The organism is Pseudomonas fluorescens (genome assembly GCF_902497855.1).
In the GTDB taxonomy this organism is placed as follows: domain Bacteria; phylum Pseudomonadota; class Gammaproteobacteria; order Pseudomonadales; family Pseudomonadaceae; genus Aquipseudomonas; species Aquipseudomonas fluorescens_BI.
This window is the reverse complement of record NZ_CABVHU010000004.1, coordinates 1-18975: the sequence shown is the minus strand read 5'-3', so window position 1 is coordinate 18975 and position 18975 is coordinate 1. Positions and strand designations below refer to the sequence as shown.

The 18975-nt window shown below is 61.0% G+C and carries 19 protein-coding genes; 9 read left to right on the top strand and 10 right to left on the bottom strand.

Annotated features, from left to right (window positions below):
• Window positions 1-111: 111 nt before the first annotated feature.
• Both F8N96_RS09900 and F8N96_RS09895 read right to left on the bottom strand, forming a co-directional pair.
• Window positions 112-1158 carry an NAD(P)H-dependent flavin oxidoreductase gene (locus F8N96_RS09900; RefSeq protein ID WP_150797636.1) on the bottom strand — a complete coding sequence of 349 codons (1047 nt, stop codon included), beginning with the start codon at window positions 1156-1158 and terminating at the stop codon, window positions 112-114.
• 53 nt (window positions 1159-1211) lie between these two features.
• Entirely contained in the window at window positions 1212-1928 is a 717-nt protein-coding gene (locus F8N96_RS09895) for an MOSC domain-containing protein (protein ID WP_224794085.1), read from the bottom strand.
• Between the two features lie 108 nt (window positions 1929-2036).
• Here F8N96_RS09895 and F8N96_RS09890 point away from each other — a divergent pair, with 108 nt between their 5' ends.
• Window positions 2037-2918 carry a LysR family transcriptional regulator gene (locus F8N96_RS09890; RefSeq protein WP_150797635.1) on the top strand — a complete coding sequence of 294 codons (882 nt, stop codon included), beginning with the start codon at window positions 2037-2039 and terminating at the stop codon, window positions 2916-2918.
• A 90-nt stretch (window positions 2919-3008) separates the two neighbouring features.
• Here the strand turns inward: F8N96_RS09890 and F8N96_RS09885 are convergent, their stop codons facing one another.
• Genes F8N96_RS09885 through F8N96_RS09870 form a run of 4 tightly spaced genes read right to left on the bottom strand, consistent with a single transcriptional unit; the run spans window position 3009 to window position 6615 of the window.
• Window positions 3009-4013, bottom strand: coding sequence for an NAD(P)H-dependent flavin oxidoreductase (locus tag F8N96_RS09885; protein ID WP_150797634.1), 1005 nt, complete (start codon window positions 4011-4013; stop codon window positions 3009-3011).
• A gap of 3 nt (window positions 4014-4016) precedes the next feature.
• The gene (locus tag F8N96_RS09880) at window positions 4017-4571 is read right to left on the bottom strand and encodes a cytochrome b (RefSeq protein WP_150797633.1); all 555 of its coding nucleotides are present in this window, start codon (window positions 4569-4571) and stop codon (window positions 4017-4019) included.
• A 59-nt stretch (window positions 4572-4630) separates the two neighbouring features.
• Entirely contained in the window at window positions 4631-6304 is a 1674-nt protein-coding gene (gene actP / locus F8N96_RS09875) for a cation/acetate symporter ActP (RefSeq protein ID WP_150797632.1), read from the bottom strand.
• The gene (locus F8N96_RS09870; RefSeq protein WP_150797631.1) at window positions 6301-6615 is read right to left on the bottom strand and encodes a DUF485 domain-containing protein; all 315 of its coding nucleotides are present in this window, start codon (window positions 6613-6615) and stop codon (window positions 6301-6303) included. The genes actP and F8N96_RS09870 overlap by 4 nt, the downstream gene beginning before the upstream one ends.
• 272 nt (window positions 6616-6887) lie before the next feature.
• On the opposite strand from F8N96_RS09870, the gene F8N96_RS09865 reads away from it, so the two are divergent.
• On the top strand, window positions 6888-7784 hold the full coding sequence (locus tag F8N96_RS09865) for a LysR family transcriptional regulator (RefSeq protein WP_150797630.1): 897 nt from the start codon (window positions 6888-6890) through the stop codon (window positions 7782-7784).
• 102 nt (window positions 7785-7886) lie between these two features.
• On the opposite strand, the gene F8N96_RS09860 is transcribed toward F8N96_RS09865, so the two are convergent.
• Window positions 7887-9095, bottom strand: coding sequence for a YbfB/YjiJ family MFS transporter (locus F8N96_RS09860; protein WP_150797629.1), 1209 nt, complete (start codon window positions 9093-9095; stop codon window positions 7887-7889).
• Between the two features lie 132 nt (window positions 9096-9227).
• A complete protein-coding gene (locus F8N96_RS09855; RefSeq protein ID WP_150797628.1) occupies window positions 9228-9743 on the bottom strand; it encodes a winged helix-turn-helix transcriptional regulator in 516 nt (171 codons plus the stop codon).
• 100 nt (window positions 9744-9843) lie between these two features.
• Between F8N96_RS09855 and F8N96_RS09850 the strand changes: the two genes are divergently transcribed.
• The 6 genes from F8N96_RS09850 to F8N96_RS09825 all read left to right on the top strand — a co-directional run bounded on the left by F8N96_RS09850 (window position 9844) and on the right by F8N96_RS09825 (window position 15527).
• Entirely contained in the window at window positions 9844-10473 is a 630-nt protein-coding gene (locus F8N96_RS09850) for an isochorismatase family cysteine hydrolase (protein WP_150797627.1), read from the top strand.
• A gap of 4 nt (window positions 10474-10477) precedes the next feature.
• Window positions 10478-12046 carry an aldehyde dehydrogenase (NADP(+)) gene (locus F8N96_RS09845; protein WP_150797626.1) on the top strand — a complete coding sequence of 523 codons (1569 nt, stop codon included), beginning with the start codon at window positions 10478-10480 and terminating at the stop codon, window positions 12044-12046.
• Between the two features lie 253 nt (window positions 12047-12299).
• Window positions 12300-13670, top strand: a complete 1371-nt coding sequence (locus F8N96_RS09840) for a M15 family metallopeptidase (protein ID WP_412071809.1) — start codon at window positions 12300-12302, stop codon at window positions 13668-13670.
• Window positions 13671-13933: 263 nt separating this feature from the next.
• The gene (locus F8N96_RS09835) at window positions 13934-14386 is read left to right on the top strand and encodes an Ohr family peroxiredoxin (protein WP_150797624.1); all 453 of its coding nucleotides are present in this window, start codon (window positions 13934-13936) and stop codon (window positions 14384-14386) included.
• A 109-nt stretch (window positions 14387-14495) separates the two neighbouring features.
• Window positions 14496-14936, top strand: coding sequence for an Ohr family peroxiredoxin (locus F8N96_RS09830; protein ID WP_150797623.1), 441 nt, complete (start codon window positions 14496-14498; stop codon window positions 14934-14936).
• A 132-nt stretch (window positions 14937-15068) separates the two neighbouring features.
• The gene (locus tag F8N96_RS09825) at window positions 15069-15527 is read left to right on the top strand and encodes a MarR family winged helix-turn-helix transcriptional regulator (RefSeq protein WP_150797622.1); all 459 of its coding nucleotides are present in this window, start codon (window positions 15069-15071) and stop codon (window positions 15525-15527) included.
• Between the two features lie 8 nt (window positions 15528-15535).
• Here F8N96_RS09825 and F8N96_RS09820 read toward each other — a convergent pair whose 3' ends face one another.
• Together F8N96_RS09820 and F8N96_RS09815 are read right to left on the bottom strand one after the other, a co-directional pair.
• Entirely contained in the window at window positions 15536-16480 is a 945-nt protein-coding gene (locus tag F8N96_RS09820; protein ID WP_150797621.1) for an aldo/keto reductase, read from the bottom strand.
• Complete coding sequence (locus F8N96_RS09815) at window positions 16467-17753, bottom strand: NTP/NDP exchange transporter (protein ID WP_150797620.1); 1287 nt, start codon at window positions 17751-17753, stop codon at window positions 16467-16469. The genes F8N96_RS09820 and F8N96_RS09815 overlap by 14 nt, the downstream gene beginning before the upstream one ends.
• Window positions 17754-17837: 84 nt before the next feature.
• On the opposite strand from F8N96_RS09815, the gene F8N96_RS09810 reads away from it, so the two are divergent.
• Window positions 17838-18626 carry an alpha/beta hydrolase gene (locus F8N96_RS09810; protein ID WP_150797619.1) on the top strand — a complete coding sequence of 263 codons (789 nt, stop codon included), beginning with the start codon at window positions 17838-17840 and terminating at the stop codon, window positions 18624-18626.
• The last annotated feature ends 349 nt before the right edge of the window (window positions 18627-18975 follow it).

Here is an 18975-nt window from a genome sequence, read left to right as displayed (position 1 = left end):
CGCCATTGAAAAGCCATTGCTGATCGAACGGTCGAGTACGGGCATCATTGAAAATTCCAGGCAACTGACCGCCGGTCATGAATTCCGCACCCGGGAAACGGCTGTAGCGAATCAGAATCTCATCTGCGCCGCCAGCAGCTTGACCAACGCCGCCGCCGGCATCTCCCGGGCCAGTGGAGCCCCCTGCCCCGCCCACTGTACGGCAAAATCCGTGTTGGCGCGGGCGCTTGCCGCCGCATTGAGCGCCTTGTTGGCGTCATAGGTGAGCGGATAATCCGGCAGCGCGCCAGTCACCTCCAGGCCAGTGAAGTTGCGATTGACCATGCCCCGGGCGGGACGGCCGGAAATGGCGCTGGTGACCTGGGTCTGGTGTGCCCGCGGACCTTTCAGGGCCTCACGATAAGCGCCGTTGGCGGAAGATTCCGGGCAGAGGATAAACGCCGTACCCAACTGCGCGGCACTGGCTCCCAGCTGCATCACTGCCGTGATCCCTGCGCCGTCCATGATGCCGCCCGCCGCAATTACCGGCAGGCTGCATTCGGCGCTCAGCACGCGTACCAGCGCGAAGGTTCCCATTTCAGTGTCCTGCTCAGGGTCGAATACCCCGCGATGTCCCCCGGCTTCGTAACCTTGAGCCACCAGGGCATGCACCCCTGCGTGTTCGGCCAACCGCGCTTCGGTCAGGTTGGTCACCGAACATAACAGGACGATGCCGACGGCCTTGAGAGCATCGATCGCCGGTTGCGCAGGCAAGCCAAAATGGAAGCTGACTACCGCTGGCTGCTCTTCCAGCAGCATCTGCAGCATGTCCGGGTCCTCGACGAACGAGGTATAGATCTCACGCAGCGAGGCAGGCGGCTGCGCCCCGAACTCGGCAAAAAACGGAGTAAGGACATTCAACCACTGCGACGCTCGAACCTCGTCATGGACGGCAGGCTGGTGACAGAACACATTCACATTGAAGGGCTTGTCTGTCAGCGCCGTCGTCTCTCGCAGCATGGCCCGCGCCTGTTCGACGTTGCTCGCGCCGATGCCGATGGAGCCCAGCGCACCGGCATTGGACACTGCAGCCGCGAGTCTTGGGGTGGAAACGCCGACCATGGGCGATTGAATAATCGGAAGTTCGATGTTCAGCAGGGACAGCAGAGGATTCGACATGGCACCACCTGTAAAAAATGAATCATGTAAAATGATGATTAATGATCTTTTGATCACAACTTATGAAGCTGTGTTTGTAGCTGTGCCGTTGTCTCAGTCCTGAACGTCTTTTGCAGCCACTCTGCCCGTTTCGTCAGACGTTGCTTCCAGTCTTCGGCCAAACCATGGGTTGTTGCCAACGCCAGCAGATCATCGATCACCGGCCGATGCGACAGCTGCACCTGCCAGAACTCGTCGATGGAAAAGCGCTCGGTGTGCCGATCCAGCAGTTCTATGCCGTCCCCCGCCTCGATGAATCCCGGCTGGATGACCCGGTAATACCAACCGGTGATTCGCTCTTTGGCGACGAACATCGACATCCGCTCGGCATCGAAGCGATGATTGATTTTCCAGCACGGACTGCGCGGCTGAGAGACCTGCAACACCGCACTGCCCATCCGGAACACGTCACCGATATGCACATCCCGTTCAGAGAGCTGATGCGCTGAAACATTCTCCCCCAGGCTGCCCGGATTCAGCTCCGGGGCACTGTGCGCAAACGCCTGGGCCAATCGCTGGTAGTGCTGCGCCGCATATTGATGCACCGCCTTTTCCGGCCCGCCATGAACCCTGGTATCGCCGTGCTGGTCACCGACAATCCCGTTCAGCTCCACTCGAGCAGGGCCTGAGATTTTCCGTTTGAAGATGCCCGTGCGTTGCCCCTCGGGTTTCAACACGTCCAGGCCACCGGCAAAGACATGGTCAATGTGTGAAGTCGGTGTCATCGTCATGCCCCGCTCGTCAGTCCTGTTTTGTTCACTTTACTAACCGCCGACAAAGCCAGTAAAATGATGCCTCGTGATGCCATCCATCACTTTTTATGATAGGTAACAATGATCATGGAAATGCGCCAGCTGAAGATTTTCTGCGCGGTGGCCGAGCTGGGCAGCTTCACCGCCGCGGCGGTCAACGTGAACACCGTGCAGTCCAATGTCACCATGCGGGTGAAGGAGCTGGAAGCCGAGCTCAACCGCGAACTGTTCATCCGCAAGAAGTCCGGGGTGGTGCTGACCTCGGCGGGCGAAACCTTCCTTGGTTACGCGCGGCGCATCCTGCAACTCACCGAAGAGAGTCGCAGCGCCTTGATGGACACCGGTAGCCCGACAGGGCTGCTGCGGTTGGGCTCGATGGAAACCACCGCCGCCATTCGCTTGCCCCAGGTCCTCACCAGGTACCGCGAAAAATTCCCCGACGTGCAGCTGTCGCTCCTCACCGGTACCACGGTGGAGCTGATCAAGGCGATCGAAGCGCATCGACTCGACGGTGCCTTCGTTGGTGGGTTCCACCAGAACTCGGCGCTGGCGCAGGAAGAGGTTTTCCAGGAAGAACTGGTGCTGGTCAGCAGCAGTCAGTTCGATTCACTGGCTGCGTTGATCGATAAAATGCCCCAGCAAACCGTGCTCGTATTCCGCACGGGCTGCTTCTATCGCTCGACCCTGGAAAACTGGTTCTACCAGGTCGGGCTGGTGCCCAACCAGATCATGGAACTGGGCACGCTCGACGGTATCCTGTCCTGCGTCGCCGCGGGCATGGGCGTGACCTTGCTGCCCAAGGCCATCGCCGAAAACTGCAGTGTGCGCCACGGCATCCGCTGCCACACCTTGCCGCCCGAGTTCGCCAGGGTTTCAACGGTGTTCATCCGCAGGAACGACTCGATGCTCACCTCGGCCATGAGTGCGTTCGTTGGGATGGCCCATGAGCAGATTGCCCGGCCTGTGTAGGAGCGAGCTTGCTCGCGATGGTCGTTAACGATAACGCGTGCTTTCAGGATTAACGCGGCGCCTTTGAGTTCATCGCGAGCAAGCTCGCTCCTACAGACAGATCCTGCCTTGAGCGGCATAGTCGATGGCACCGCCCTCTCCGGCTTGCGGCCGGAATGTGGTCAGTGGCAACCCCAACGCAAGTTCAGCCATGCGCTGCGCTGCAGGGACGACGCTGTGGATTTTCCCCACACCCTGACCCGCGTACAGCGACAGCTTCCTGGCCATGCGCGGCTTGTCGATCGCCCGGGCACCGCCGCCGATGAAGCGCAGCAGGTTCCACTTGTCCCGATTGGGAATTACCCGGTGCGGCGTGCCATAAGTCCAGCCGAACGAATAGCCCGTGCGGTATTCGGAGTCATCGGTAGTCGCCTCGACGATTTTCTGCTTGTACAGCGGATGCGCATTCGACTCATCGGTGGCGATGAAAGCGGTGCCCACCACCACCCCGGACGCACCGAGTGACATCAAGGCGCGGACATCGTCGCGGGTGGTGATGCCGCCGGCCGCCAGGACGGGACGCCCTTGGGCGACGGCAATGATCGAAGGCAACAACGGCATGATGCCGATCGTGCCGCGATTCAGGTGACCGCCACTCTCGCTGCCTTGCGCCACGATAATGTCGGCCCCCTGGGCGATCGCCTTTTTCGCCAGTGCTACCGAGCCCACTTGCACCATGACCACCAGGCCGGCGTCTTTCGCCCGGGGGATCATGTCGGCGGAATACGCTTCGGCATAAAACAGTGACAGCAGTCGGGGTTTTTCCTTGAGCACCACCTGAAATTGCGCTTCGAATACATCCGGCCCGCCGAACTGCGGTACCAGATTCACGCCAAAGGGCTGGTCGGTCAGCGCGCGGGTTTCCTGCAGCCATCGACGCAAGGCCAACGGCGGCAGACGCAGCCCGCCCATGACGCCCATCCCCCCGGCGTTGGCGACTGCCGCCACCAGTTGCGGGCCGGAAATAGCCGCCATGCCGCCGAGAAAGATCGGGTACTTGACGCCACACAGGCGAGTAATGGCATTACCCGCAAAATCGAATCTGTCTTCGTTCATTGCTCACAACTCCACATGTTTTCCAAGCATCCGCTTGAGCGTGTCGTTCTTCAGGAGAAAGTGATTCTTGACTGCGCCGAACAGATGCAGGGCCAGGCCGGCGAGGAACAACGAGGCGCCGATATCAAACAGCACATCGACAACGTGTTTCAGCGTTTCATTGGCAGGCAGCAGCGCTGGAATCGAAAAGCCCCAGGGCAGATCCGTTGCTTCTCCGGCGGCAGACCTTGAAGCCCAGACCGCGATCGGCAGCAGCACCATCGCCAGGGCGAGCGCCACCGCCACGGAGCGACTGATGATCACCTCTATGGGGTTGGGGGTGCCCACGGGCAGAGGATGGTAAGCCGTGATCCTGGCCCAGAACCGATAGATCGATACCAGAAACAGAATCAGGCCGATCAGGTTTTGAACCCTCGCGAACTCCATCCGCGCGGCCTCGCCGGTGGCGTGGGCGATAGAAACCTGCAGGCACAGGATCGTGAGCAGCGATAACGCCACGACCCAATGGAGCACGACAGTAATGGGTGAAAATCTCAAGCCATTGTCTCGTAGTTGCATGGCTGACTCCTTTTGCAGATGGCGCAAAATCAGGATATGGAGATGATGGGGATCGCCCCTTAATGGCTGACAGCCCGGGATGCGCCAAGCCCGGTCCGGGCACGGATCAGCTGATCATCGAAACGCGCGCGCTCAAGCGCAGCTTCGCTGCTGCGGTCGGTGACCGAGCCCAGCCACGTGAACAGGAAGGCCAGGTTCATCGAGATGATCGCCGGGTAGTCATAGGGGAAGATCGCGTCGGCGTTGCCCAGCACCTTGACCCACACCGCAGGCGAGAGAATGACCAGGCTGACGGCGCTGATCAGGCCGGCAATGCCACCGATCAACGCCCCTCGGGTGGTCAGCCCTTTCCAGTACATCGAAAGCACCAGTATCGGGAAGTTGACCGAGGCCGCGACGCCGAACGTCAGCGCCACCAGGAAGGCAATGTTCTGGTCCTTGAACAAGATACCCAGCACCACCGCGACGATGCCGATGCCCACCGAAGCGAGGCGCGACACCCGCCGCTCGTCCTTGGCATCGGCCCGGTTTTTCTTGAAGACCATCACATAAAGATCATGGGAAATCGCCGAGGTACCGGCCATGGTCAGTCCGGACACCACCGCCAGGATCGTGGCAAACGCAACGGCGGAGATGAAGCCGAGCAGGAAGTCGCCGCCCACGGCCTTGGCCAGGTGCATCACCGGCATGTTGCCGCCGCCGATGAGCTTGCCACCCAATATGCCGGATTCGTAGAAGGCCGGGTCCTGCCCGACGATCACGATCGCAGCCAGGCCCAGCACGCCAACGATCAGGTAGAAAAAGCCGATGAAACCGGTGGCGACGAACACCGATTTACGCGCCTGCTTGGCGTCCGCCACGGTAAAGAAGCGCATCAGGATATGCGGCAATCCCGCGGTGCCAAACACCAGGCCCAGTGCCAGTGAGATCAGCGATAGCGGGTCGGCCACCAGTTTGCTGGGCAACAGTATCCGCTCGCCATCGTGGTGCGCGGCCACCGCTTTCTCGAACAGCAGTTCAAAGGAAAAGCCGAACTTGCTCATCGCCAGGAACGCCAGCAAGGTGCCGCCCACCAATAGCAGCCCGGCCTTGATGATCTGCACCCAGGTGGTGGCGACCATGCCGCCAAAGGAGACGTAGACCGCCATCAACAGACCGACCGCAATCACCGCATAGTTGTAAGGCAGGCCGAACAGCAACTGAATCAACTGCCCCGCCCCCACCATTTGCACCACCAGATAGAAGCACACCACGGTCAGTGAACCGAAGGCGGTCAGGGTTCGAATCCGGTTTTGATCGAGCCTAAACGAGGCAATGTCCGAAATGGTGATGCGTCCCAGGTTCCGGATGCGCTCGGCAAACAGGAACAACAGCAGGGGCCAGGCGACAAAGAAACTGATCGAGTACAGCACGCCATCGAAGCCGTTAAAGAAAATCATGCTGGTGACACCCAGCAAAGCCGCGGCCGACATGTAGTCGCCCGCCAGTGCCAGGCCGTTCTGGAAGCCGGTAATCCCACCACCCGCGGTGTAGAAATCGTCCATGGATTTGGTCTTGGAGGCGGCCCACCAGGTGATGCCCAGGGTCGTCACCACAAAGACCAGAAACATCGAGATCGCGGTGATGTTCAGGGGTTGTTTTTCGACGTGCTGCAACACGTCGGCGGCCATGGCCCCCATGGCGGTCGTGCCCAGGAGTGCAGGAACGATGAGGTATTGAACGACAGGTTTCATACGACTGCCCCCACGCGGATTTCTGCGGTCAGTTCATCGAACTCGCCATTGGCACGCAGGATGTACACGCCGGTAAACAACCAGGCGCCGATAATGAAAGCGACACCCAGCGGCCAACCGATAGTGATCGTGCTCGTGGTGGAAAGCTTCGTCGCCAGCAACTGGGGGGCAAACGCGGCGACGAGGATAAACGTGAAGTACGGCACAAGGGTTGCGGCGGTCAGGCAAGCGACGAATCTTCGCTGCCGTGAGACCAAATCCTTGTACCGGGGATGGTTGCGAATTCTGGCTGATTCAGATGCGTGATTCACGTTGACTCCGTGGTGCAGTGGGAAATTATTGTTGTTCCACAACCTCGGATTCGAAGACTCGATCCGCCACTGGCTGCGGTTTGTTTGCCTGATCAACCTATGCCTGGCTAAAGATCATGTAAAACGATCATTAATGATTCGTATGATCTGTTTTGATGAATCTGGCGCACCGCAATTCGACTTAACTGCTTGCCTTCATCGCCCTTGAAAACTAATCTCTCGAAAGCGTCTTTTTGATGATTAGTTATTGGTTCTTGAGATAGGTGAACGCGATGGATGTAACGGATCTCAAGGTGGTGGATGCGGTGGCACGCCATGGCAGCATGAACAAGGCGGCCACCGAGCTGAATACCGTGCAGTCCAACGTGTCCGCGAGGATTCGCTCACTGGAGGACGAGCTCGGTGTGACGCTGTTTCAGCGCAGCGCCAGGGGCGTTCAGGTCACACCCGCGGGACGCCGCCTGCTGCCCTTCGCCGCACGGCTTTCGAAGCTGTTGCTGGATGCGTCTTGCGCCGCGCGCGACGATGGGCAGCCGAACGGTGTGCTAGAGATCGGTACGCTGGAGACCACGCTGGCGCTGCGCCTGCCGCAGCTGATCGCAAAATTTGCCAAGGCTTACCCTGAGGTCCGACCGGTGGTGCGCACAGGCACCACCTGCAGCCTGATTCAAGCGGTCATCGACTCCAGGCTGGAAGGGGCGTTCGTCGCGGGCCCGGTCAACCATCCGCAACTGCACAGCGAACTGGTGTTTCGCGAAGAGCTGGTACTGGTCACCTCCCCGGCAATTCACAGCCTGGAGGCTGTCGCTGGCATCGACACCTTGAAGACCGTGGTTTTTCGCATCGGCTGCTCTTACCGACAGCGCCTGGATTCCCTGCTGGCCAGCCTGGGTATCCAGGCCCCCGAGCCGCTGGAGTTTGGCTCGATCGACGCCATCATCGCCTGCGTGTCCGCCGGAGTCGGGGTCACGCTGTTGCCCCGAGGCGTGGTGGCGAACGCCGTGCGCGAGGGCTTGGTTGCCGCGCATGAAATCGCGCCAGAACTCGCCGCCGTGGAGACGGTGTTTGTCCGACGCCTCGATGGCTATTTTTCCAGTGCGTTAAGCACCTTTCTGCAGAGCGTTCGCCTGGACGGTGCCGCCGCTGCACCAATGCCCCTGGCGTCATAGCCCGATCAGGTGCTGCTGGCAGTGCATCGGGTTTGCGCGATGAAGCGACGGCGCCAATAGGCAAGATTGCGCTCGGCATAACTCACGTGAAGAGACGCTCCGTTATAGGCCATTGGTTTTCCTGACCGCAACGACATCGATGACAAAGGCCAGCAACATAGCCGACGTGCCGATAATGAACAGCACATTGTAATTGCCCCCGCTGTACGAGAACAGAAACGACAAGCCATAGGCCGCCACCGCCTGGAACAAGGCAAAACCGACCGTAGCCGTTTGCCAGGCGGAACTCTGTTGGGCGGGATGCCTGGCCAGTATTTCGTGCACCCGGCCCAGCACCAGTGGCACGGTACCGGTGACAAAGGCGCCGACGACCACGCTGGAGATCATCAGCCAGATGCTCCCGAGGCCGAGGGCCGGTACGGCGACGCTGATGGCCTCGATGATGAAAGACACGCGCAAGGCGCGGCCGAAGCCGATCCGGTCGGCCAATACGCCCGCCAGCAGAGGACCGACCGTGGCGCCGATGCCAAACAGCACCCAGTACTGGGCGCCGACCTGCAGGCCCTGGCCCATGCCCCGGGCAACGAAATCCACCAGAAAAATCATGTGCGGCACCCAACCCGCTGCGTTGAGTGCGTACTCGATGTACAGCGCCTTGAGTGTGCCGTTGGCCGCCGGTCGACGGTGCTGCGTGGAGGTGGCCGCAGGCGCGTGCTCCGTTGGCCATCCGCGCCAGGCAATGGCCGTCAACACCAGACAAATCAGCCCAAGACCAAGCCAGGTTTGCCGCAGGCCCTGTTCAAGCAAGAGCGGGACCAGGGTGCCGGAGGCCGCGATGCCCACACCCACGCCCATGAAAATGACCCCGCCTGCCAGTCCTCGTCGGGAGGCAGGCACATGCGCCAGGACAGTGGGCGCGGCCAGCACCATCAGCGCACCACCGGCCGTACCGGAAAGAAAGCGCCAGGCGAAGAACCACGCGAAGGACACAGGCCAGGCGCAGGCAAAAAACGCCAGGCTTGCCAGCAACATCATCGCCCGGAGGGTAAACGCCGTTGACGTCCTGGCCGCCATGGACCGACCGAAAATCGCCCCGGCCAGGTAGCCCGCGAGGTTGGCGGCGCCCAGGTAAGCGGCCTTCGAAGGGGCAAACCATTGCGCGCCGATAATGGCCGGGAGCAACGGCGTATAGGCAAATCGCGCCAGGCCGATACCCACCAGACTGGCGCAAAAACCGGCCAGGGTGCTCCACCCTGCGGAGGCTGGTCGCAATGCTGGTTCACTGGCGATGGTTGGTTTCACACTATTCATATCTGCCCTTCTTTTCTTCAGATGGGCGGACAGTACTCGCGAAGAAGCAATCTTCAGAAGCGAATTAAAATGATCAGAGTAATCTCTTTAAAAGATACCTGGAGCAGTCCGATCACTCTAACGGCGGGACATTCAGACCGAGTCCGACCCACGATTGCCCTTGAAGGCTGCGCGCCGTGCTGTTCGTTCGGCGGCATACGCTTCGCTGTGCTCGCTGATCAGTTCGCCACGACGCAAAGGCTCGCCACAGTGCTCGCACAGCGGCCCGAGCCCGGCAGGCTGGCCGCAGGTTTGATGGGTATAACGCACCGCCAGCCCCTCCTCGGGCGACTTGCACCAGGTTTCGCCCCAGGCGCGCAGCGCCAGCACCACTGAGTAGAAGGCCTCGCCTTTCGCGGTGAGGTGGTATTCGTAGCGCAGTGGCCGCTCGTTGTAAGGGCGCCGCGTGACGAGGCCATCAGCCTCCATGTTTTTCAGGCGCGTGGCGACCATTTGCGGGGTGCCTGCGGTCTGCGCCTGGATCTCGTCGAAGCGATGACTGCCCATGAACAGCTCGCGCAGGACCAGCACGGTCCAGCGGTCGCCCACGATGTCCTCGGCCCTTGAAATCGGGCACAAGGATTGTGAAGTGCCTGGGTTTGCCGACATATGGACTTGCCTCTTTCAATGTCACTATGATTATCATATCTACAGCGTGCCATGGCAACTCCACGGCACCGGCCACCGAAAATCCCTGGAGAACGTCGCCATGTCCAAAGCCAACTATCCACTCGACAGAACCGCTTACCTGCTAGTCGATCCCTACAACGATTTCCTGTCGGAAGGCGGCAAGGTCTATCCCCTGATTGCACCGATCGCCACGCAAGTCGGCCTGCTCGACAACCTGCGCGCCCTCGACCGTGCGGTCCGCGCCCGGGACATTCCGGTGGTCATCGTACCGCACCGCCGTTGGGAACAAGGCGACTACGAAAACTGGGATCATCCGAGCCCGACCCAGTGCAAGGTCATGCACATGCACCACTTCGCACGCGGCGAATGGGGTGGCGAATGGCACCCCGACTTCGCACCCAGGGACGGCGATATCGTGGTTCAGGAGCATTGGGGTTCCAGTGGTTTTGCCAACACCGACCTGGATTTTCGCCTCAAGCAAAAAGGCATCACCCACGTGATCATCGTGGGCCTGCTGGCCAATACCTGCATTGAGGCAACCGCCCGTTATGCGTCCGAGCTCGGCTACCACGTCACCCTGGTGCGTGATGCGACCGCCGCGTTCAAGCCGGAAATGATGCACGCCGCCCATGAACTCAATGGCCCGACGTTCGCCCATGCCATTGTGGCCACGGACGAACTCATCGCCGCCCTGGCATCGCAGGAGTAACCCCATGAAATTGACAGGAACCCTGCTGATCGGCGCAACCGACGTCCCGCCCACCGAGGGGACGATGAAGGCGCTCAATCCCGCCACCCACCAGTTGATCGAACCGGAATTCGCCTTGGGTGGCGTGGCCGAGGTTGACCAGGCTGCAAGACTCGCCGACGAGGCCTTTGATAGTTACAGCCACACCTCGCTCGCCCGCCGTGCGACCTTCCTCGACAGCATCGCCGACAACCTCGACGCCGTTCGCCAGGAGCTTGCTGCGCGGGCGGCGCTGGAAACCAGTCTGCCTGCCGCCCAGCTTGAGGGCGAGGCGGCAAAAGCCGCCACCCAGTTCCGCCAGTTCGCCGAGGTCGTGCGCCAAGGCCGCTTCCTGCAGCTGGCCATCGACCCGGCACAACCTGATCGCCAGCCACGCCCGCGCATGGACCATCGCCTGCAGAAGATCGCGATCGGCCCGGTGGCCGTTTTCGGTGCCAGCAACTTTCCCATTTCCTATTCGGTCGCCGGGGGCGATACCGCTTCGGCCCTGGCGGCCGGCGCGACCGTCATCGTCAAGGCGCATAACGCTCACCCTGGCGCCTCGGAAATCCAGGCCCGAGCCATCCGCAAGGCCGTGCAGGACAACGGGCTGCCCGAAGGCGTGTTCTCGATGGTGCGTGGCAACGGCAATGCGATCGGCGAAGCCCTGGTCGATCACCCCCTGATCAAGGCGGTGACCTTCACCGGCTCCGAGCAAGGCGGCATGGCGTTGTACCGTCGGGCGCAGCAACGCCCCGAACCGATTCCGGTGTTTACCGAAATGACCAGCGTCAACCCCACGTTCATCCTCCCCGATGCATTGGCTGAACGTGGCGACCGGATCGGTGATGGTTTTATCGAACGCATGCTGGTCAATGTCGGGCAAGCCTGCCTCAAGCCTGCCCTGCTGATTGCCATCGAAGGAATGGGCTTTGAAGCGCTGCGCAGCGCCATGGTCAAGCGCGTGGGCGAAGCAGCGGCACGGCCCATGCTGACGCCGGGGATCCATGCATCCTATGTCAGCGGGCTCACCGCCATGGAAAACGCCGGGGCCCGTCGCATCGCCGAAGGCTACGCAGTGAATGCGCTGCTTGACGGCCGATCGGCATTGCTCGAGGTCGACGGCGCCATTTTCCTGCGCGACCCCACGCTGGCCCAGGAAGTGTTCGGCCCCTGCGCACTGCTGGTGAAGGTCAGGGACGCGGATGAAATGCTGGCTGTCGCGCGCTCGCTGCGCGGCCAGCTCAGCGCCGCCCTGCACCTCGAGGACAGTGACCTGCAACTGGCCCAGCGCCTGCTGCCGGTGTTGGAACGGCGCACCGGACGCATCGTCGTCAACGCCTTCGCCCATCCGCAGGAAGTCACCTTTGCCACCGTTCATGGCGGACCGTTTCCGGCTTCATCGGACAGTCGCTTCACGTCGGTGGGCATGACGTCCATCGAGCGTTTCTTGCGCCCGGTGTGCTACCAGGGGTTTCCTGATGCTTTACTGCCTGAGGCGCTGCGTGAAAGTAACCTGCTGCGCTGGCCTCGTAGCGTGGACGGCGGCTTGTAGGAGCGAGCTTGCTCGCGATGGTCTCAAAGGCGACGCGTTTATTCAGGGGAAACGCGTTATCGTTAACGTCTATCGCGAGCAAGCTTGCTCCTACACCACCAGCAGCAGCCCGCATCATCGGAGGCATTGCATGCGCCTTGTGTGCCGAGTCATATCCGCGTCTTTCTCCAGGCCATTTGTGCAGCGTCCGGGGAAGCTGCGCGCAGGCTCATGGCCACGCTGGATCCTGTGCCTGAGCGTTTTCGCAGCCGCCATGGCCGCTGCGCAATCACGCCCCGAGGACATGGTGTATCTGCGTTCGATCGATCCGGGCATCCAGCAGGACATCCGCTATGCCAGCGCCCACAACTTCACCGGGCACCCGCTCGACGGTTACACCGCGGCGCAGTGCCTGCTGACGCGGGATGCGGCCCAGGCCCTCGCCCGGGTACAAAAGGCACTGCGGGCTCAGGGCTATGGGTTGAAGGTATTCGACTGTTATCGACCCGGCCGTGCGGTTGCCGACATGGGGCGCTTCGCCACAGAGCCGGGTGACCCGCGCAAAGCCGAATTCTATCCGCGCGTAGACAAACAGGACTTCTGGCGCCTGGGTTATGTGGCCCGCGTATCCAATCACTCCCGAGGCTCGACCGTGGACCTGACCTTGACCGGTCCGCAGGCGCTCCCGGCTGAAACCTGGTCGCCCGCGGCCGCGCAAGTTGATTGCACGGCGCCCTACGGCCAGCGTTGGCGTGACGGCGCACTCGACATGGGCACCGGTTACGACTGCTTCGATGAGCGCGCGCACACCGACACTTCGTTGATCAACGCCGACGCCCGGAAAAATCGCCAGCTACTTAGCCGGACCATGGAACAGGAAGGGTTTTCCGGGTACGACAAGGAGTGGTGGCACTTCACCTACAGTGGGGCGGGTCCGCGCAAGGACGTCATGGATTTCCCCATCACGCCGCTGCAGGCAAGCAACCTTCTCGATACGAGCCAACAGCTGATAGTGGTCACCAGCAAAAACTGGACTGACATCCAGGGCACCGCCCAGCGCTATGTTCGACGCGGGTCCACCTTTGAGAAATACGCCGATCCCTTTCCGGTGGTTCTGGGTAAGAACGGGCTGGCCTGGGGCAAGGGTCTTGCGGCCAGCGTCGAGCAAGGCGAAGGCCCGGTCAAACGCGAAGGCGATGGAAAAGCGCCGGCCGGGATATTCAAGCTGGGAACGGCGTTCGGCTACGACAGCGCGGCCAACACCCAGCTGCCTTACCTGGCGTTAACCCCGACCAGCGAATGCGTGGATGACAGCCACTCCAAACATTACAACGAGCTGGTCGACGGGGCGACAACAGCCAGGGACTGGAACAGTTCCGAACGCATGCGACGTGACGATGACACGTATCGCCAAGGCATTGTCATCGAGCACAACTCGCCGGCATCCCCCGCCTTGGGCTCGTGCATCTTCTTCCATATCTGGCGGGCCCCCTCCTCGCCGACGCTTGGCTGTACCGCCATGGATCAAGCGGATATTTCCCGTTTGTTCGGTTGGCTGGATCCGCGCCAGTCGCCGCTGCTGATACAAATGCCCGAGACGCAATATCAGCACCTGCGTACACGCTGGAATCTGCCGGAACGCTGATCTCGCGGCTATTGGGGTGAAAGCGGTCAGTACCCCGGCTCACTGCATACACAGCGGTGCGGTCCAACGGCCGCCCCGCTGCTTTTCCTTCCCGCACTTGATACACCACCGTTACCCCGCCTGAAGCCCGACCACTCGTCGGGGAGCCCCCCGACGAGCGCTTGACTTCGATCGCTGGCTGCGCGAGTATTATTTACATCGCATACGATACAAACGTACACGATTAATAAATCACAACTCTCCAGCCCCTGAGGATTCACCCCATGAGCAAGATCGAAAAAGTCCTGGCCACCGGCAAAACCCACACCACCGTCAGCGAAGCTGGCCTCACCTCGCGCGGCCATGACGGCAGCCTCGACATCACCCTGTCGACCCCCGGCAACGCGAAACCGGCCCACGTGTTCGCCGCCACCCAGCCGCACCCGACTGCCGAGCAACTGTTCGCCGGCGCCTGGTCCGCCTGCTACACCGCCGCCGTCGGGCTGGTAGCCGGTGAGATGAACGTGGTGCTGCCCTCTGACCTGTCCGTCGACATCGAAGTCGACCTGGGCCAGACCGGTCCGGCCTACTTCCTCCAGGCTCGACTGACCTTGCGCGTGCCGGGTCTGGCGCACGATGTCGCCACCAGGCTGGCACACACCGCCGACCAGATTTGCCCGTACTCCAAGGCGACGCGGGGTAATATTGACGTGGCCCTGAACGTCCTCACGGCATGATCCACCGCGCGACGTTGATATCGATCGACAGCTTCGATACGCCATATATATCGCATACGCTTAAAACGCATGCGATCATAAAAACCATCCAGACAATGAGGACTCATCCATGAACAAGATCGAAAAAGTACTGGCGACAGGCAAAACCCACACGACGTTCAGCGACGCCGGCAACTCTGCCCATGGCCTCGACATCCAGCTGTCGTCGCCCGGTAACGCCAAACTGTCTCACGAGTTCACCGCCATCGTGCCGCACCCGACCGCCGAGCAGCTGTTCGCCGGCGCATGGTCGGCCTGCTACACCGCCGCCGTCGAGCTGGCGGCGAAAAACATGAAGGTGACGCTCCCGTCCAATCTGGCGGTGATTATCGAGGTCGATCTGGGCCAGACCGGTGCGGCCTATTTCCTCCAGGCACGCTTGACGCTGCGCGTGCCGGGCCTGACCCAGGACGTCGCAACGGAACTGGCGCACGCCGCCGACCAGATCTGCCCGTACTCGAAGGCGACCCGAGGCAATATCGATGTGGTCATTAATGCCCTGACGGCGTGATCCATCCTGTGACCGGTTCGCCTTCACCGGCGAACCGGTCGCAACCCGCAAGCTGGCACCATTCCGATAGAATCGCATACGAGGTATATTCAGGTTTTTGCCAGCCACGTGTCGCGGCCAACGAGGATGCACATGAAAACCACCGACAAGACGGCCCCCGCCAACCCGAAGCTCTCCGACTTCCTGTGTTTTGCGGTCTATTCCACCAACCTGGCGTTCGGCAAGGCCTACAAGCCGATTCTCGAGCAGCTGGGGCTGACCTACACGCAATACATCACCATCGTCGCGCTATGGGAACAAGACGACCAGACCGTGGGCAGCCTGGGCGAAAAGCTGTTTCTGGAATCGAACACCCTGACGCCGATCCTGAAGAAGCTCGAAGCGATGGGTTATCTGCACCGCCAGCGCGATCCCGAGGACGAGCGCCAGGTGCGGGTCAGCCTGACGAAGGAAGGTCGACAGCTACGCGAAGGCCGCCCGGAACTGGGCCTGTCCGACGCCACCGGGCTGACGCCGGAGGAGTTCATGGACATGCAGAAGGCAGTCGTGACGCTGCGCAACAATCTGATCAAATGGACCAAGGCCGGGTAACGATCCACCTACCCAACCAGATCGATCAACTGCTCGCGCTGCGCCCCGGTCAGCATCGGACCAAACCCGGCACCGGCGTTTTCCGTCATGTAGCGCGGGTTGCCCGTCCCTGGAATGACACAGGTCACCGCCGGGTGCGCCAGCAGGAACTTGAGCGCCAGTTGCGGCCAACCGCTGACCCCCACTTGCGCGGCCCAGCCCGGTAGCGGCTTGCCTTTCAAGCGTGCGATCAGGCCACCACCCCCGAAGGGTCGATTGCAGATCACCGCCACGCCGCGCTCCCGGCACAGCGGCAGCAGCCGTTTCTCCACGCCGCGATCATCCAGGGCATAGTTGATCTGCAGGAAATCCAGCTGTTCGGCCTTGAGCACCGCCTCCACCTCGTCATACGCCGACGCCGTGTAATGGGTGATGCCGATGTAGCGAATGCGCCCTTCTTCCTTCCATTTGCGCAAGGTCGGCAGGTGGGTTTTCCAGTCCAGCAGGTTGTGGATCTGCATCAGATCGATGCGATCGGTCTGTAACAATTTGAAAGACTCTTCCATCTGCGCGATGCCTTCTTCGCGGCCGCGGGTCCAGACCTTGGTGGCCAGGAAGGCTGGCGAGCGCGGCCGGTGGATCGACAGCAATTCACCGGTGGTCTGTTCGGCGCGGCCATACATCGGCGAGCTGTCGACCACCGTGCCGCCCTTATGGAACAACGCACTGAGCACCGCGGGCAGGTCCTTGTAGGCAGGGTCCGAAGGCGCGACATCGAAGCCGCGATAAGTGCCCAGGCCAACGACGGGCAACGGCTCGTTGCTGGAGGGGATGGCTCGGGTCAGCATGTTCTTGCCTCCTGTTTCCTTCGACGGCGGGGACGCTGCGAAGGCCGGATCGAAGGTGAAGACCACCGAAGCACCGGCGGCCAACGTGAGTAGTTGTCGACGCGTATACCCATCAGTTTGGCTCATGGAATGGTCCTTCCACATGTTTGCTGTCAGCCTTTTGCTGTTGCTGCCTGGCCAACCACAGGCATAACCCGCCCCACAGCCCGGCAAACGGCACGATCACCAGCGCCACCAGGCCGAACCCGGCGCCCAGTGCCGTCAATCCGGCGGACAGCCAGCCACTGGCGGCATCGCCTCCGCGATACACCAGGGTTTCGATGACATTCTTGGCCTTGTACTTTTCCTCCCGGCTCACCACGGTCCACAGCACTTCGCGGGCCGGCCGGACGATGGCGAACTCCACCGCACGGCGCAACCCCTGTGCCAGGGCGACGGTGGTCGGCACGGGTGCCAGGGCCATGGCGCTGAACGCCACGATCGTCGCCAGCGGCAAGGCGGCCAGCGCCCCGCCGACGCCAATCAGACGAATCAACGGCGCCGTCAGCAACAGCTGAAAAATCAGGGTCAATGCCGACACAATCAAATCGACCACGGCGAAAAATTGCGTCCTGCTGGCCACATCAGCATAGCGACCGGCGACGATCCGGCCCTGTTCGAAATACAGCAGGGTCGCGGCGCTGGTGTGCAACAGCATGAACAGCACCAGCCCCAACAGATAGCGCGAGCGCACGATCAGGGTGATGCCTGCCAGCATGCTGCCGCCCAGGCGCCGATCATCCAGCAGGCGGCTGCCGGACTGCGATTGCGTGCGGGACAACAACGCCCGATAGCAGCGCACCGCGGCTTCCAGCAGCAGCGCCGCCGCGAGGGTCAACGCCACCGGGCCCAGGCGCGTGGCCATGGTCGCGGCCAGCAAAGGCCCGATGAAGGTGCCCAGGGTGCCGCCAGCCGCTATGAAGCCGAACAGGCGCCGCCCCTGTTCACTGGAAAAGCGGTCCACCAGCACGCTCCAGAAGATGCTGACAATGAACAGGTTATAAATACTGATCCAGACGAAAAACACCCGCCCTACCGCGACCGGCGCGACGTGATTGGCGATCAAGCCGCCAAACACCAGCATCGACAAGGCGATCAGGCGATAGATCAACGGCACGAAGCGGATGGCCGGCAACCGCGACACCAGCGCGCCGAACAGCGGCACCATCATTAGCATCACCACGAACGTGGCGGTGAACAGCCACTGCAGTTTGTCGGCGCCACCCTCCAACCCCAGGGCATCGCGCAACGGGCGCACCAGGTAGTAGCTGGCGAGTACGCAGAAATGAAAGGCAAAACCCAACATCAGCGCCGTTCTTTCGGCTGGCCGTACGTCGAGCCACTTCAGAACGATGGGCATGGGGGCCCTCCGGTGCGTCCACTGTCGATCGACTACACTCTGAGCGCTATCAGGCGATAGCAGCCTTCAGGCCCAGAGCAGTCAATGCCGCCCACTAACGTTAGCCGAATGTCGCGCATCCTGGTGTCACTCGTCGTCATCGTCGCAGCGCTGTACCTGGTGCTCTGTGTGGCGCTGTTCGTGTTCCAGCGCGCGCTTATCTATTTCCCGCAACCACGCGCCCTCGACGCTTCGGCAGCGCTGCTCACCTTGTCGGTCGACGACGCGCAGGTGCTGGTCACCGTGCGCCCCCGGGACGGCGCCAAGGCGTTGATCTATTTTGGCGGCAATGCCGAGGACGTGTCCCGCAGCCTGCCCGGGTTCGCCCGGGCCTTCCCCGATCATGCGCTCTACCTGATGCACTACCGAGGCTACGGTGGCAGTTCCGGCTCGCCCTCCGAAGAGGCGATCCAGCGCGATGCCGTGGCCCTGTTCGACCAGGTCTACGCCACGCATCCCCATATCGCCGTGGTCGGTCGCAGCCTGGGCTCGGGGGTCGCCGTGCGCCTCGCCAGCCAACGGCCGGCGGCGCGCCTGGTGCTGATCACGCCTTACAACAGTCTCGAAGAACTCGGGGCCCGGCTGTACCCGATCTTTCCCGTGAAATGGCTGCTCAAGGACAGCTTCGACTCCTGGAAATACGCCGCTCGCATCAAGGTGCCGACGTTATTGATCGCGGCCGAGCACGACGAAGTGATACCGCGTTCCAGTACCGAGCGGCTTTACCGACACTTCGCCGACGGCGTGGCAACGATACGGGTCATACCAGGTGTCGGGCATAATTCAATTTCCGAAAGTCCCGACTATCTCAAACTGCTAAACAGCGGATTGTGAACACACCCATCTTTAGATGGAACTTTTTATCACCACCAAAACAACTACTAAAATCTCCATCACATAACATGACAAGATACAGGCTGTCTCTTATACAACTCTGACGCTGCCGACGAATAGAGAGGTGTAGATCTCGGTGGTCGCCGTATCATTAAAAAAAAAAAAAAAATAAAATGAAATAAATCAGATTACTGTATAAAAAATAATAATACAGATTTAATTGATGTTCTTCACAGTTGTATGAGATTAGTCTAGTTCTGTAACTACAATCATGTTAATCTGATCTGCACTATAACTTTCATACTCAGTACTATGCATTACACGTCTGTATGAGATAAGTATTACCATA

Bases quoted from the DNA above. Each gene is read 5' to 3' on its own strand.
- F8N96_RS09900 (WP_150797636.1), bottom strand. From the start codon at position 1,158: ATGTCGAATCCTCTGCTGTCCCTGCTGAACATCGAACTTCCGATTATT.
- F8N96_RS09895 (WP_224794085.1), bottom strand. From the start codon at position 1,928: ATGACGATGACACCGACTTCACACATTGACCATGTCTTTGCCGGTGGC.
- F8N96_RS09890 (WP_150797635.1), top strand. From the start codon at position 2,037: ATGGAAATGCGCCAGCTGAAGATTTTCTGCGCGGTGGCCGAGCTGGGC.
- F8N96_RS09885 (WP_150797634.1), bottom strand. From the start codon at position 4,013: ATGAACGAAGACAGATTCGATTTTGCGGGTAATGCCATTACTCGCCTG.
- F8N96_RS09880 (WP_150797633.1), bottom strand. From the start codon at position 4,571: ATGCAACTACGAGACAATGGCTTGAGATTTTCACCCATTACTGTCGTG.
- actP (WP_150797632.1), bottom strand. From the start codon at position 6,304: ATGAAACCTGTCGTTCAATACCTCATCGTTCCTGCACTCCTGGGCACG.
- F8N96_RS09865 (WP_150797630.1), top strand. From the start codon at position 6,888: ATGGATGTAACGGATCTCAAGGTGGTGGATGCGGTGGCACGCCATGGC.
- F8N96_RS09860 (WP_150797629.1), bottom strand. From the start codon at position 9,095: ATGAATAGTGTGAAACCAACCATCGCCAGTGAACCAGCATTGCGACCA.
- F8N96_RS09855 (WP_150797628.1), bottom strand. From the start codon at position 9,743: ATGTCGGCAAACCCAGGCACTTCACAATCCTTGTGCCCGATTTCAAGG.
- F8N96_RS09850 (WP_150797627.1), top strand. From the start codon at position 9,844: ATGTCCAAAGCCAACTATCCACTCGACAGAACCGCTTACCTGCTAGTC.
- F8N96_RS09845 (WP_150797626.1), top strand. From the start codon at position 10,478: ATGAAATTGACAGGAACCCTGCTGATCGGCGCAACCGACGTCCCGCCC.
- F8N96_RS09840 (WP_412071809.1), top strand. From the start codon at position 12,300: ATGGCCGCTGCGCAATCACGCCCCGAGGACATGGTGTATCTGCGTTCG.
- F8N96_RS09835 (WP_150797624.1), top strand. From the start codon at position 13,934: ATGAGCAAGATCGAAAAAGTCCTGGCCACCGGCAAAACCCACACCACC.
- F8N96_RS09830 (WP_150797623.1), top strand. From the start codon at position 14,496: ATGAACAAGATCGAAAAAGTACTGGCGACAGGCAAAACCCACACGACG.
- F8N96_RS09825 (WP_150797622.1), top strand. From the start codon at position 15,069: ATGAAAACCACCGACAAGACGGCCCCCGCCAACCCGAAGCTCTCCGAC.
- F8N96_RS09820 (WP_150797621.1), bottom strand. From the start codon at position 16,480: ATGAGCCAAACTGATGGGTATACGCGTCGACAACTACTCACGTTGGCC.
- F8N96_RS09815 (WP_150797620.1), bottom strand. From the start codon at position 17,753: ATGCCCATCGTTCTGAAGTGGCTCGACGTACGGCCAGCCGAAAGAACG.
- F8N96_RS09810 (WP_150797619.1), top strand. From the start codon at position 17,838: ATGCCGCCCACTAACGTTAGCCGAATGTCGCGCATCCTGGTGTCACTC.